This is a genomic window from Streptomyces sp. NPDC051320 (assembly GCF_040682175.1).
Taxonomy (GTDB): domain Bacteria; phylum Actinomycetota; class Actinomycetes; order Streptomycetales; family Streptomycetaceae; genus Streptomyces.
The window spans coordinates 1-13,923 of sequence record NZ_JBFBAL010000012.1; the positions used below are offsets into that span (position 1 = coordinate 1).

Sequence of the window (13,923 nt, forward strand, 5' to 3'; positions counted from 1 at the left end):
GGGCCGGATCCACCCTCGGGTGGATCCGGCCCCTTCGCGCTCCCGTGCGGATTACTGTGCCGGTTCGGTCTCCGGCGCGTCCTCGGCCGGTTCGCCGGCCGGGTCCACCGGGACCTTGACGGAGTCGAGCAGCAGTTGGGCGACGTCCACGACCTGGAGCGATTCCTTCGCCTGGCCGTCGTTCTTCTTGCCGTTGACCGAGTCGGTCAGCATGACGAGGCAGAACGGGCAGGCGGTGGACACGATGTCCGGGTTGAGGGAGAGGGCTTCGTCGACGCGCTCGTTGTTGATGCGCTTGCCGATCCGCTCCTCCATCCACATCCGGGCACCACCGGCACCGCAGCAGAAACCGCGCTCCTTGTGCCGGTGCATCTCCTCGCTGCGCACGCCGGGCACCTTGGCGATGATCTCGCGCGGCGGCGTGTAGATCTTGTTGTGGCGGCCCAGGTAGCAGGGGTCGTGGTAGGTGATCAGACCCTCGACCGGGGTCACCGGGATCAGCTTGCCCTCGTCGATCAGGTGCTGGAGCAGCTGGGTGTGGTGGATGACCTCGTACTCGCCGCCGAGCTGCGGGTACTCGTTCGCGATGGTGTTGAAGCAGTGCGGACAGGTCGCGACGATCTTCTTGGCCGTCCTGGGCTTCTTCGTGGCGGCGTCTTCATCGTCCTCGCCGTACGCCATGTTCAGCATGGCCACGTTCTCCTGGCCGAGCTGCTGGAAGAGCGGTTCGTTGCCCAGACGGCGGGCGGAGTCACCGGTGCACTTCTCGTCGCCGCCCATGATCGCGAACTTGACGCCCGCGATGTGCAGCAGCTCGGCGAAGGCCTTGGTGGTCTTCTTGGCCCGGTCCTCCAGGGCGCCCGCGCAGCCGACCCAGTAGAGGTACTCGACCTCGGTGAGGTCTTCGACGTCCTTGCCGACGACCGGGACGTCGAAGTCGACCTCCTTGGTCCACTCCAGGCGCTGCTTCTTGGCCAGCCCCCAGGGGTTGCCCTTCTTCTCCAGGTTCTTGAGCATCGTGCCCGCCTCGCTGGGGAAGCTGGACTCGATCATCACCTGGTAGCGGCGCATGTCGACGATGTGGTCGACGTGCTCGATGTCGACCGGGCACTGCTCCACGCAGGCACCGCAGGTGGTGCACGACCACAGCACGTCCGGGTCGATCACACCGCCCTCTTCGAGGGTGCCGATCAGTGGGCGCTCGGCCTCGGCGAGGGCGGCGGCGGGCACGTCGGCGAGCTGCTCAGCGGTGGCCTGCTCCTCGCCCTCCATGCTCTTGCCGCCGCCGGCCAGCAGGTACGGCGCCTTGGCGTGCGCGTGGTCCCGCAGGCTCATGATCAGCAGCTTCGGGGAGAGCGGCTTGCCGGTGTTCCAGGCGGGGCACTGCGACTGGCAGCGGCCGCACTCCGTGCAGGTGGAGAAGTCCAGCAGGCCCTTCCAGGAGAAGTGCTCGACCTGCGACACCCCGAAGACGTCGTCCTCGCCCGGGTCCTCGAAGTCGATCTCCTTGCCGCCCGAAGCCATCGGCTGCAGCGCGCCGAGCGCCGTGCCGCCGTCCGATTCGCGCTTGAACCAGATGTTCGGGAAGGCCAGGAAACGGTGCCAGGCCACCCCCATGTCGGTCTTGAGGCCGACCACGATCATCCAGACGAACGACGTCCCGATCTTGATCATCGCGGTGAGGTAGATCAGGTTCTGCAGCGTGGAGACGCTGATCCCCTTGAAGGCGGCGGCCAGCGGATACGAGGCGAAGTAGGCCGCCTGGTAGCCGTGCACGCCCGCCAGCGCGCCCTCGAGGCCGCGCAGCGTGTAGATCGCCAGACCGATGATCAGGATGACGGCCTCGACGAAGTACGCCTGACCGAAGTTCGAGCCGGCGAAGCGGGACTTGCGGCCGGCCCGGTTCGGCAGCGAGAGCTGACGGATCACGATCAGCGTGAGGATGCCGAGCGTGGTCATCACCCCGATGAACTCCACGAACATCTCGTACGGCAGCCAGTCGCCGATGACCGGCAGCAGCCAGTCGGCCTTGAAGAGCTGACCGAGAGCGTTCACCAGAGTCAGCACGAGCGAGAAGAAGCCGACCGCCACGAACCAGTGCGCGAAGCCGACAATGCCCCACTTACTCATCCGGGTGTGGCCGAGGAACTCCTTCACCACCGTGACGGTGCGTCGGCCCGGCTCGTCCGTGCGGGTACCCGCCGGGACGTTCTGACCGAGCCGCACGTAGCGGTAGATCTGCGCGATGGCTCGAGCGAACAGCGCGATACCGACCACGGCGAGTACCAGCGACACAATGATCGCGGCGAGTTGCATGGGGGCTCCTCGGGCCTGCGAGGTGGGATTTCAGCAAATACTAAGCAGTAACTTAATTTGGTCCGTGCTGAGCGTACCCAGATATCCGGCCGCGATGTTACGGCGCGGGCGGTGATCTGCGTCGCTCAGGTACGCCTCAGCGGATCAGTCCGATGCCGCATATACCGCATATACCACATATTTCCGGCAGAAGGCCGGGGTATGGCGAAGGGGCCCGGCCGCAGCGTGCGCTGCGGCCGGGCCCCTTCGGCGCTCCACCGGTTCTGCACCGGACGGTGCGGGCCCGGGCGGTTCGGGCGCGGTCAGCTGCCGTCGACGGATCCGTTGCCCGAGAGGATCGGGATGTTGGAGAGGAGGTGCGACAGCGCGTCGTCGCCCTTGGCCTGGGTGGAGTTCTCCGTGCACTGCTGGTTCTGCGGCGACGAGAGGACCGGGATGTCCTGGACGGTGACCGGGACGACACCGACCAGCGAGCCGACGTCGGCCTTGGCCGGCAGGCCGATGCAGGGCTTGTTGAGCGAGCCCTGGACCAGGCTCATCTGCGGGCTCATGTCGCCGTGCGTCTCGGCGTTGCCGTACACCTGCGCGGAGTCGTTGGTGCTCCGCGTGGAGGTGCCACCGCCGTTCCCGACGGCCATGGCCTGCGGGGCCATCATCGCACCGGCGCCCGCCACGGTAAGGGTGACTGCCGCAGTGGCCATAGCCTTCTTGATCATGTCGCGTCCTTCTGTTTCTGGTGCATGGAATGCCCGCTTCCGAGCGACCTGATCAACTCCCGGCCGGAGCAATGGTTGCGCCACTTCACTCATATGGCTTTGTGATCGCCCGAATGTGACAGGCGAGTTGACGGGAGGGCGAGTTGACGGGAGAAGCTTCAGTTCCCGCCGAGCTGCACGCCGCCCAGCATCGGCGGGACGTGCGAAACGGACGAAAGGACCTTCTGCGGGGCTTCGTTCTTGGCCTTGACCACGTTGCCCGCGGCGCCGGTGACCGGAGCCACCGGGGAGTGCGGGTCCTGCAGCGTCTGCGTGGCGCCGGTCAGGCCGTCGGTGAGCGTCGTGGACGGGACGGCGCCCGCTGCGGCGAACGCGGGGGTGGCTGCTCCGGCGCCCATCGCCATCACGGAACCGGCGACGACCACGGCAACCTTCGAGTACTTCATGTTTTCGTACCTTCCTCCGGCGGCGCTGTTCGCGGCCACGACTCTCGCGCCCCGACACCATCCTGAGGATGCTGATGCGCCACCGCCGCGCTGCCTAACGACGCGTACCGGTAAGGGAAACGCGGCACGGAAACGCATCGTGGCCGTCGGGAACACGGTGGTGTTCCCGACGGCCACGTCAACGACAGCCCTTACGGGCAGCCCTCAGGCTCAGACGTTGGCGCACGCGTTGCCGAACGCCGGGTTCAGCAGCGCGATGACGTTGACGGTGTTGCCGCATGCGTTCACCGGAACGTGCACGGGCACCTGAACGACGTTGCCGGAGATCACGCCGGGGGACTTCGTGGCGCTACCCGCCGCACCCGCGTCGGCCATGGCGGGCGCCGCGGCACCCACAGCCAGCATGAGACCGGAAACGACAACAGCAGCCTTCGTGAACTTCATGTCGATCCTTCCTGTAGCGGTGCCTCCGCAGCACGACCATCGCGACGCGTTCTCAGTTTCCTGATTCTGAACACCACTGCAGGACTGGTAACGAACGGCGCCGCTTTTGGAAACCTCGGAGTTCCTTCCTGATCGGAAGTCACTCCAATGCTTGAGCGGGGTTCAGTTCAATGGAGCAATGCGTATCGGTCAGCTGCCGTCGACGGATCCGTTGCCCGAGAGGACCGGGATGTTGGAGAGGGCGTGCGACAGCGCGTCGTCGCCCTTGGCCTGGGTGGAGTTCTCGGTGCACTGCTGGTTCTGCGGTGACGAGAGGACCGGGATGTCCTGGACGGTGACCGGGACGAAGCCGACCAGCGAGCCGACGTCGGCCTTGGCCGGCAGGCCGATGCAGGGCTTGTTGAGTGAGCCCTGGACCAGGCTGAGCTGCGGGCTCATGTCGCCGTGAGTGGCCTCATTGCCGAAGGCCTGCACTGCACTGTTGTTGCTGGCCGTGGTGGTGCCGCCCCCGTTGCCGACGGCCATGGCCTGCGGAGCCAGCGTCGCGCCGGCGCCCACGATGGAGGCGGTGACGGCCGCGGTGGCCAGAATCTTCTTGATCACTGTGGTCCCTTTTCTGCATGTCGCCCGGTATCGGAGCGAGCTGATCAACTCCCGTCATTGCGTTTGGTTCCGGCCTATCACCCGATTGCCGCAGCGTGCTCGGAGCGGGGGCGGGGAGTGCGCTTTTATCGTGCGCCCTGTGTGCGCCTGCGGGAGCGCTGAAACGGTCCCGGATGGGCACCAAGCGTCCAGAGATGATCGCATGGTGGTCGAAATTGTGCGAGTCCTGCGTGATTTCCAACTGGCTTTCTGACAAAGTGCACTCCTGCTTGGTCGCTTTGATGGAAGTCGTTTTGATGGAAACGGGAGAGCCAGTCAATGAGAAGAACGACGGGTCCAGCTGCGCGCCATGTTCTGGGCGTACTGTCGTGCGTGGCGCTTTCGGCCGCACTTCTTGCGACACCGGCCGGCTCCACTCCCCGGGAAGCGGCCAGGATTCCTTTCGCGCAGCGCTATCACGCGGTGCAGCACGGCGGCATCGCCACGGCGGCCAACTCCGCGATCAGCTGTCGGTCCGCCGATGACCCGGCGGTGGCCGACTGCCGACGGGTGCGGCACGGCGGGCAGGGGGCCAACAGCGATTTCGACATGTTCTACAGCGACGTCGACAAGGACCCCCACACCTACAACTCCACCCGCGCCGAGCTGACCCTCCCGGAGGACTCTCAGGTCAGCTACGCCCGGCTCTACTGGGGTGCCAATCTGCGGGTCGGCGAGCAGAAGCCGCCGAAGGACAACGGCCGGGTGCTCATCGCCGAGCAGGGCGGTGAGTACAAGGAAGTACTGGCCGACACCCGCATCGCGCACCGTACCGCCGACGGCAGCGACGCCTTCCAGGCATCGGCCGACGTCACACCGCTGATCCGCAGCAGTGGGTCCGGCCGCTACACGGTGGCGCAGGTCAATGTCGCCAGGGGGCGGTCGGCGGTCGGCGCCTGGGGCGGCTGGACCCTGGTCGTCGCCTACCGGGACGACCAGGAGCCGAAACGTCAGCTCGCCCTCTGGGACGGTTTCGAGCCCCTCGGTACGGACCGGCAGGCGCTGTCGGTGACACTGCCCGGCCTCGCCATCCCGCCCGGGGCCGCCGGTCGGGCGGGTGTGGTCGCCTACGACGGTGACCGCAGCGTCGAGGGCGATGCGGTGAGCGTCACGGCGGGCAGCCGTAAGGCGTTCACTTTGAGCAATTCCGCCAATCCGGCCAATAATGTGATGAATTCTACCATCACAGATTTCGGCCGTTCAGCGGAAAAGCGACAACCCGCGTACGTGAATACGCTCGGCTACGACTCGGACGTATTCGACCTGAAACCCGCTCTCTCCCACGGCGGAGACAGCTTGCGTTTCCATTTCTCCGCCGAAAAGCACGGGTACTTTCTCGGTGCGCTCTTCGTGCAGGCGGATTCGCGGCGCTGACCTTCACCTTTCCGTGCTCCGTGAGCCCGCTTGCCGGGCCAGGTATCGAAGAGAGCCGCACGTGCTGCAAAAAATCACCACCGCGAGCCACCGGCTGACGGTGTTCCACCTGGTCCAGCCGGTGACCGGCGGGGTCCCCCGGGTGGTCACCGATCTGGTACGCGCCCAGGTCGGTCACGGAATCAGGGCCGTTGTCGGTTGCCCGCCGGGTACCCGGCTGTCCTGCGAGCTCGCTGCCGTCGGCGCCGAGGTGCTCGGCTGGCAGGCCGGCCGGGCACCCGGCCCGGCGCTGCCGGCCGAAACCGCGACCGCGGCCCGGCTGATCAGCGCGATCCGTCCCGACGTGGTGCACGCGCACAGCGCCAAGGCGGGTCTCGCCGGACGGCTGGCGGTACGCGGGCGCGTCCCGACGGTCTTCCAGCCGCACGCCTGGTCCTTCGAAGCGGTCGACGGTGCTGTCTCCCGGCTCGCGCTTGCCTGGGAGCGGTACGCGGCCCGCTGGGCCGACCGCATCCTCTGTGTCAGCGAAGCCGAACGGGCCGCCGGAGAGGCCGCCGGCATCGCCGCCCACTGGACGGTGATCCGCAACGGCGTCGACCTCACCGAGTTCCGCACCGACCGCGCAGACGATGCCGACCGCACCGGCGACGCCGACCCCGCGGGCCGCCCACCGGATATCCCCGCTACGGGAGACCCGCTGGTGGTCTGCGTCGGCCGGCTCTGCCCGCAGAAGGGTCAGGACGTACTGCTGCGGGCCTGGCCCGAGGTGGCCAGGAGGGTGCCCGGTGCCCGTCTGGCGCTGGTGGGTGACGGCCCCGACCGGGAACGGCTGACCCGGACGGCCCCGCCCGGAGTGCTGTTCACCGGTGCGGTGGACGGCGCCCGCGGCTGGCTGCGGGCCGCCGACGTGGTGGTGCTGCCGTCCCGCTGGGAGGGCATGGCACTCGTTCCGCTGGAGGCCATGGCCTGCGGCCGGCCGGTGGTCCTCTCCGATGTCGGCGGCGCCCGGGAGAGCCTGCCGCCCGGCCGGCAGCACCACGGACTCGTACCGCCGGACGACCCCGGGGCGCTCGCCGACGCCGTCATCCAACTGCTGGCGGACCCCGCGCTGCGGGAGTCGCTGGGCCGGCAGGCCGAAGCACACGTCCGGGCCCACTTCGATGTGCGGCACACGGCCGCCGCCGTCTCGGAGCTGTACGGGCAGCTGCTCGGCCGACCGCTGGACGGGCCGGCGACCGGCCCGGCGAACCGACCGCCGGACCGAGCGCCGGGCCGGTCCCGATCCATCACGAGAGAGCACATCAGCCGATGACGATGGACAGCGCACGCGCCCCCCACACCGGCCAGGACGGCGGCGCGGCGACGACCGTGCAGCGGCCGGCCCCCGCGATCCACCCACCGAGACGGCCGGACGCCCGGCATGCCGAACGGGCCGGAGCCCTGCGGCTGCCTGACAGCACCGGCGGGGCGCCGCTGGTTCTCGCCGACGTGCTCGCGCCCGTCCTCACCGTCGCCGCGGTGCCGGGGCTGCACCTTCCGATGCGGGTATTGCCGCTGCTGCTGCCCCTGCTGGTCCTGCAGTTGGCGCTGCACACCCGTCGGGGGCTCTACCGGCGCAGGCTCTCGCCGTCAGCCCTGACCGAACTGCCGACGCTGCTCGGCCACGCCCTGATCGTCTGGTGCGCCGCGGCGGCCGGCCTGGCGTCCGTCGGGCCGGTCCGGGCGCCGGCCTGGCAGGCGCTGCTCACCGCGGTCGCCGCGCAGACGGCCATCGGCTGCGCCGGCCGGGGCGTCGTCCACCGGGTGGCGCGCCACCGGGCGGCTCGCCGTACCCGCTCCACACTGATCATCGGCGGCGGCGCCACCGCCCAGCAGATCGGCGCCGCGCTGTACGCACACCCCGACTACGGGATGCGCCCGGTGGGCATCGTCGAGACCGGACCGGCCGCGGTGAGCGACGACGGGACTCCGGCGGGGCAGGTGCTGCCCGCCCAGCTGCCGGTGCCGCCCACCCAGTTGCCCGTGCTGTCCGGCCATGAGGACATCGGCCGGGCCGTCATCCAGACCACCGTCCGCCACGCGCTCTTCGTCGCACCCGGGCACGGCGGGGCCGGGCCTGATGACGAAGCGCTGGTCCGGCTGCTCGCCGAACACGGGGTGCGGATGTGGTTCGTCGGCCAGGCGCGGGGGTCCGCCCCCACCGGCATGCCCCCCGATCACCTCTGGGGCTTCACCGTCCGGCCGTTGCACTCCGCCCCCGCGCACCGGGTGCAGCACTGGGGCAAGCGCGGACTCGACATCTGTCTCGCCCTGCCGGTGCTGGCGGTGGCGGCGCCGGTGATGGCGCTGTGCGCGCTGGCCGTACGGGTCTGCGACGGCCCGGGCGTCATCTTCCGGCAGGAACGCGTCGGTCAGGAGGGCCGCGCCTTCACCCTGCTGAAGTTCCGCACGCTGCGCCCGGCGGACGAGCACGAGTCGGCGACCCGCTGGAGCGTCGCCCGGGACCACCGGATGAGCCGCGTCGGCGGCCTGCTGCGCCGGACCTCGCTGGACGAGCTGCCGCAGCTCTGGAACGTACTGCGCGGCGACATGAGCCTGGTCGGCCCCCGGCCCGAACGCCCCTACTTCGTGGCGCAGTTCTCCGGAGCGCACCCCGGTTACCCGGCGAGGCACCGTATGCCGGTCGGTATCACCGGGCTCGCCCAGGTCAACGGACTGCGCGGGGACACCTCCATCGAGGACCGCGCGCGCTTCGACAACCACTACATCGACACCTGGTCGTTCTGGCAGGACATCTGCATCCTGGCCCGCACCGCAACCTCTCTCTTCCGCCTGGGAGGAAGCTGACCGTGAGCGTCCTGACCGGCATCGCCCGGCCCCTCACCACCCCCACCACCGCGCCGCCGCCGAGCCGGGCGCGCCGACACCTCGCGCACTGGTGGCCGCTGGCTCCGGCCGTCGCGCCCGTACTGCTGCTGGCCGTCCCGTTGTCGTACGGGAACGGGTCGACCACCTCGACGAATGTGTCGGTGGCCGATATGGCGTCGGCGTTCCTGGTGTTGTTCTGCGCGGTGCGCCTGTTGCGCCGCCGGGCCAGGCCGCTGACCCCGGCAGCCGCTGTGGTGCTGGGCGCTCCGGCGGTGGGGATCGCGGTCGCCACCGTGACCGCGGGCGACCCGTTCGCCGCGCTGCCCGGCTTCGTCCGCTACCTGCAGATCTTCGTGCTGATCCCCGCCGCCGTCGTCCTGCTGCTCAGGGACGCCCGGGACTTCCGGGTGGTGGCCGCTTCGTTCGTGGTGCTCGCGGTGATCCAGGGCGGCTTCGGTGTCTACCAGTACGCCACCCGCAGCGGCGCCTCCTACCGGGGCTCCGACATCCGGGCGGTGGGCACCTTCGGTGCCACCGACGTCATGGGCATGGCCACGGTGGTCGCCTACGGTCTGGTGATCGCGACCGCGATCGCTCTGCGTCCCGCCCGCGGTGCCCCGCGCCGGCTGCGGCCGGTCGCGATCGGTGCCGCGGCGGCGCTGATCGTCCCGCTGGCGCTGTCCTTCAGCCGGGGCTCGTGGATCGCCACCCTGCTCGCCGGCCTGGCGGTCGTGCTGTGCGCCGGGTTCCGGAAGGCCTCCCGGGTGCTGCCGGCGGCGGTTGCCCTGGGGGTGGTCCTGGTCGGCGGGTTCGGCGTCGGGACGCAGCTCATCCAGCAGCGGGTCAGCAGCATCACGCAGGTCACCGACGCCCCCGACCAGTCGGTCACCGACCGGTACACCATGTGGGCGGCGGCGGTGCGCATGTGGCGTGCGGAGCCGGTCACCGGGGTGGGCCTCAAGGGCTTCCCCGCGCACCGCGACGGCGACGCCTCACTGGGCCTCTCCTCGGGCAGCGACACCGAGGGCGCCGGGCGGGGCTACCAGCGGCAGCCGCTGCTCTCGCCGCACAACATGTATCTGCTGGTGCTCAGCGAGCAGGGCCTGCTCGGTGCCACGGTGCTGATCGGCAGCTGGGCGGCGCTCCTGGTGGGCGCGGTGCGCAGGCTCGTCGCCGCGCGCCGGTCCCGGGACGCCGCCGAGGACTGCGGCCTGGTGGCGGCGGGGCTGATGATCTGGCAGAGCGTCGACTTCCTGTACGGGGACATCGGCGGCCCCTCGACCGTGCTCAGCGGCATCGTGTTCGGCCTGGTCGCCTGGTGGGCGCTGGCCGGGCCGAAGACGTCGAGTGGCGTATGAACGAGACGACCACGGACCTCGAACCGTCCGCCGGAGCCACCACGGCCGCCGGTCTCCCCGTCGTACCGCTGAGCAAGCTGCCGGCGGTGACGCAGGGGCCGCAGCCGTCGCCCGGCCCGGAGCGGCAGCAGGGCCCGGAAAGGCAGCAGGGACCGGAGCCGTCGCAGGGGCCACCGCGGCTGGGGAAGGTACTGGTCAGGGCGGCCGCCGTCACCGCAGCGCTGACGGTGGCGGGGTCGGCACTCGGCCTGGTCCGGGACCAGACCATCGCGCACCTCTTCGGCGCGGGCGCCGACAGCGACGCGTTTCTGATCGCCTGGACCGTGCCGGAGATGGCGGCCACCCTGCTCATCGAGGACGCGATGGCGCTGGTGCTGGTCCCGGCGTTCAGTCACGCCCTCGCCCGACGCGCGGCGGGCGACTCCCCGGACCCGGTCCGCCGCCTGGTCTCGGCCACGCTGCCCCGGCTGTTCCTGCTGCTCACCTGCGCGACCGGGGCCCTGATCCTGGGCGCCCCGGTGGTCGTGGAACTGCTGGCGCCGGGCCTCGCGAACCCCCAACTGGCCGTCGACTGCACCCGGCTGACCGCTGTCACGGTGCTCTCTTTCGGGCTCACCGGCTACCTCAGCGCCGCGTTGCGGGCCCACCGCAGCTATCTGCCGCCGGCCACCATCTACCTCGCCTACAACCTGGGCATCATCGTGACCATGCTGGTGCTGCACGCCCTCTGGGGGGTGCGCGCCGCGGCGGTCGGGGTGGCGGCGGGCAGTGTGCTGATGGTGTTGGCCCAACTCCCCACGTTCTGCAAGCACATGAGGGCAGGGGCCCCGGGTCCCCGGCGCTCGTCGCGACGCGAGCGCCCCGGGCGCTCTCCCCTCGCCACTGCCCGGCCGGCCCTGCTGGGCTTCGGGGTGCTCGCGCCCGTGGTGCTCTTCACCGTCTGCCGCCAGTCCCAGGTGCTGATCGAGCGGTTCCTCGCCGCTTCGCTGCCGGCCGGGGCCATCTCGCACCTGAACTACGCGCAGAAGGTCGCCCAGATGCCGATGGTGCTGTCCCTGATGATCTGCACGGTGACCTTCCCGGTGGTGGCCCAGGCGGTGGCCGACGGGGATGAGGGGCAGGCCCGCCGCCGGGTCGAGCGGGACCTCGCCCTGGCCGGGGTCGTGGTGCTGCTGGGCTCCGCACTGGTCGTCGCCTGCGCGCCGCAGATCATCGAAGTCCTCTTCCAGCGCGGCGCGTTCAGCGCGCGGGACACCGCGACCACCGCGGCCGTGATGCGGGTCTATGCGCTGGGGCTGCTGGGACACTGCCTGGTCGGTGCGCTCGGCCGGCCGTTCTTCTCGGCGTCCCGGCCCACCTGGTACCCGGCCGCCGCGATGGCCGCCGGGTTGCTGGTCACCACGGTGGCCGGCGCGCTCGCCGTCCGCCCCTGGGGGGTGTACGGCATCGCCGCGGCCAACGCGGCGGGCATCACCGTCACCGCGGCGCTGCTGCTCTGCGGCCTCGGCACCCGGGTGGTCTCCATCCATGTCCGCGGCGTCGCCACCACGTTGGCGAGGCTGGTCCTCGCCGCCGTGGCGGCGTGCGCCGCCGGCCTGCTGCTCACCCCGCTGGTCCCGGCAGCCCTGCCGGGCCTGCTGCTCGGCTGCCTGCTCGTGCCGGGGGTCTTCGCCGTCACCGCGCTGGCCCTGCGAGCCCCCGAAGTCGCCGGTCTCCTCGGCCTCATCAAACAAAGGTTCCGTCATGTCAACTGACACGGCGTCGCGCCACGCCTCCGTACCGGCGCCGGGCCCCAGGGGCCCGCGCACCCGTCCCTGGATCCTGATGTACCACTCGGTGGGGGACGCCTCCGACGACCCGTACGGCATCACCGTCGCCCCGCAGCGCCTGGACCACCAGTTGCGCTGGCTGACTCGCCGGGGACTGACCGGCGTCGGCGTCGGCGCGCTGCTGCGGGCCCGCGCCGCCGGCCGCGCCCGGGGTCTGGTCGGACTCACCTTCGACGACGGTTACGCCGATTTCACCGAGCACGCGCTGCCGCTGCTGAAGCGCCACGGGTGCACGGCGACGCTGTTCGTGCTGCCCGGCAGGCTCGGCGGGGACAACTCCTGGGACCCGCTCGGCCCGCGTAAACCCCTGCTGGCCGAGGCGGGCATCAGGGCCGCGGCCGCCACCGGTGTGGAGGTCGGCTCGCACGGCAAGTACCACCAGGATCTCACCGTGACGACCGACGACGTACTGCACGAGGAGACCAGCGGAAGCCGGATGCTGCTCCGCGAGATCACCGGAACCGCACCACAGGGCTTCTGCTACCCGTACGGCACGCTCGACCGGCGGACGATCGACGCGGTGCGCGACGCCGGTTACGCCTACGGCTGCGCCATCGACCCCGGGCCGCTCGACGGCGTCCTCGCGCTGCCCCGCGCCCACATCAGCCACGCCGACCGGGGGCTGCGCCTGCACACCAAACGGCTGCTGCACGACTTCCGGCAACTGACCCGGGGTGAGCACCGATGAAGGTCCTGCAGATCATCACCGGACTCGGCGTCGGCGGCGCGGAGCAGCAACTGCGCCTGCTGCTGCGCCGGATGCCCGTCGACTGCGATGTGGTCACCCTCACCGACCCCGGCCCGGTCGCCGCCGGGCTACGGGACGACGGGGTGTCCGTCACCCATGTGGCGATGAAGGGCAACCGCGACCTCACCGCGCTGCCCCGGCTGGCCTCGCTGATCCGCCGCGGTGGGTACGACCTGGTCCACACCCACCTGTACCGGGCCTGTGTCTACGGGCGGATCGCGGCCAGGATGGCCGGTGTCCGCACCATGATCGCCACCGAACACTCCCTCGGCGACCGGCAGATCGAGGGCCGCCCGCTCACCCGGGGCACCCGCGCGCTGTATCTGCGGACCGAGCGGCTCGGCACCGCGACGGTGGCCGTGTCGGCCACCGTCGCCGACCGGCTGCGTGCCTGGGGGGTGCCGGCGCAGCGCATCCATGTCGTACCGAACGGCATCGACGCCGGCAGTTTCCGCTACGACCCGGCGGCCCGCAGCGCCACCCGCGCGCTGCTCGGCGTACCCGCCGACGCCTTCGTGGTGGGCGGCGTGGGCAGGCTGGTGCCGGGCAAACGGTTCGATCTGCTGGTCCGGGCGGTGGCCGAACTCCCCGGCGCCCGGCTGCTGCTGGCGGGCGACGGGCCGCAGCGGGAGGCGCTGCGGCGACTGGCGGGACGGCTCGGCGCCGAGGACCGTATCCACCTGCTGGGTGAATGCGACGCCTTGGCCGACGGGTCGCACGACAGCTCCCCCGGCGTGCCCGCCGTGCTGAGTGCCATGGATGTCTTCGTCTCGGCATCGGCCGAGGAAGCCTTCGGTCTGGCCGTGGTGGAGGCACTCGCCGCCGGTCTGCCGGTCCTGCACGTCGCCTGCCCGGCCATCGACGACCTGCCCGCCGTGCCGGCCCCCGGCGCGGTCCGCGTCGAGTGCCGGGTCGACGCTCTGCACGCGGCGCTGGTCCGACAGCGGTCCGCCGGGGCCGGCCGGTTGCCGCCGCCACCGCTCGTCGGCCACTACGACATCGGGCGCAGCGCCGCCGACCTCCTCCAGGTGTACGCCCGCGCGGCCGCCGGGACGACCGGTGCCGTGCCGCCCGCGAAGCCCGCGCCCGCGAAGCCCGTGCCCGTGAAGCCCGGGTCCGCACCGCCTGCCACCCCTGTGCTTTCCCCGCCCGTGAACCCCCACCGGACCGAAGAGAAGTGAG

General features: G+C 70.9%; 12 protein-coding genes. 7 read left to right on the plus strand and 5 right to left on the minus strand.

All coding sequences use genetic code 11. From position 1 onward, the window contains the following. Positions 1-51 precede the first annotated feature (51 nt). From AB0M87_RS24685 to AB0M87_RS24705, 5 genes are all read right to left on the minus strand, one after another. A complete protein-coding gene (locus AB0M87_RS24685; RefSeq protein ID WP_365856466.1) occupies positions 52-2,316 on the minus strand; it encodes a (Fe-S)-binding protein in 2,265 nt (754 codons plus the stop codon). Positions 2,317-2,618: 302 nt separating this feature from the next. Next, positions 2,619-3,032, minus strand: coding sequence for a rodlin (locus AB0M87_RS24690; RefSeq protein ID WP_365856468.1), 414 nt, complete (start codon positions 3,030-3,032; stop codon positions 2,619-2,621). 158 nt (positions 3,033-3,190) lie between these two features. Further along, positions 3,191-3,478, minus strand: a complete 288-nt coding sequence (locus AB0M87_RS24695) for a hypothetical protein (protein WP_365856470.1) — start codon at positions 3,476-3,478, stop codon at positions 3,191-3,193. Between the two features lie 210 nt (positions 3,479-3,688). Next, the gene (locus tag AB0M87_RS24700) at positions 3,689-3,883 is read right to left on the minus strand and encodes a chaplin (protein ID WP_365856843.1); all 195 of its coding nucleotides are present in this window, start codon (positions 3,881-3,883) and stop codon (positions 3,689-3,691) included. Between the two features lie 228 nt (positions 3,884-4,111). After that, positions 4,112-4,525 carry a rodlin gene (locus AB0M87_RS24705; protein WP_365856472.1) on the minus strand — a complete coding sequence of 138 codons (414 nt, stop codon included), beginning with the start codon at positions 4,523-4,525 and terminating at the stop codon, positions 4,112-4,114. Positions 4,526-4,897: 372 nt separating this feature from the next. On the opposite strand from AB0M87_RS24705, the gene AB0M87_RS24710 reads away from it, so the two are divergent. The 7 genes from AB0M87_RS24710 (at position 4,898) to AB0M87_RS24740 (ending at position 13,922) form a co-directional block, all read left to right on the plus strand. Next, positions 4,898-5,938, plus strand: coding sequence for a DUF3344 domain-containing protein (locus tag AB0M87_RS24710; protein WP_365856474.1), 1,041 nt, complete (start codon positions 4,898-4,900; stop codon positions 5,936-5,938). 61 nt (positions 5,939-5,999) lie between these two features. Beyond that, complete coding sequence (locus tag AB0M87_RS24715) at positions 6,000-7,250, plus strand: glycosyltransferase (RefSeq protein ID WP_365856476.1); 1,251 nt, start codon at positions 6,000-6,002, stop codon at positions 7,248-7,250. Beyond that, a complete protein-coding gene (locus AB0M87_RS24720; RefSeq protein WP_365856478.1) occupies positions 7,247-8,785 on the plus strand; it encodes a sugar transferase in 1,539 nt (512 codons plus the stop codon). Before AB0M87_RS24715 ends, AB0M87_RS24720 begins: the two co-directional genes overlap by 4 nt. A 2-nt stretch (positions 8,786-8,787) precedes the next feature. After that, a complete protein-coding gene (locus AB0M87_RS24725) occupies positions 8,788-10,164 on the plus strand; it encodes an O-antigen ligase family protein (protein ID WP_365856480.1) in 1,377 nt (458 codons plus the stop codon). Continuing rightward, a complete protein-coding gene (gene murJ, locus AB0M87_RS24730) occupies positions 10,161-11,918 on the plus strand; it encodes a murein biosynthesis integral membrane protein MurJ (RefSeq protein ID WP_365856482.1) in 1,758 nt (585 codons plus the stop codon). The genes AB0M87_RS24725 and murJ overlap by 4 nt, the downstream gene beginning before the upstream one ends. Continuing rightward, positions 11,908-12,681, plus strand: coding sequence for a polysaccharide deacetylase family protein (locus AB0M87_RS24735; RefSeq protein ID WP_365856484.1), 774 nt, complete (start codon positions 11,908-11,910; stop codon positions 12,679-12,681). The genes murJ and AB0M87_RS24735 overlap by 11 nt, the downstream gene beginning before the upstream one ends. Continuing rightward, positions 12,678-13,922, plus strand: a complete 1,245-nt coding sequence (locus AB0M87_RS24740; protein ID WP_365856486.1) for a glycosyltransferase — start codon at positions 12,678-12,680, stop codon at positions 13,920-13,922. The genes AB0M87_RS24735 and AB0M87_RS24740 overlap by 4 nt, the downstream gene beginning before the upstream one ends. The last annotated feature ends 1 nt before the right edge of the window (position 13,923 follow it).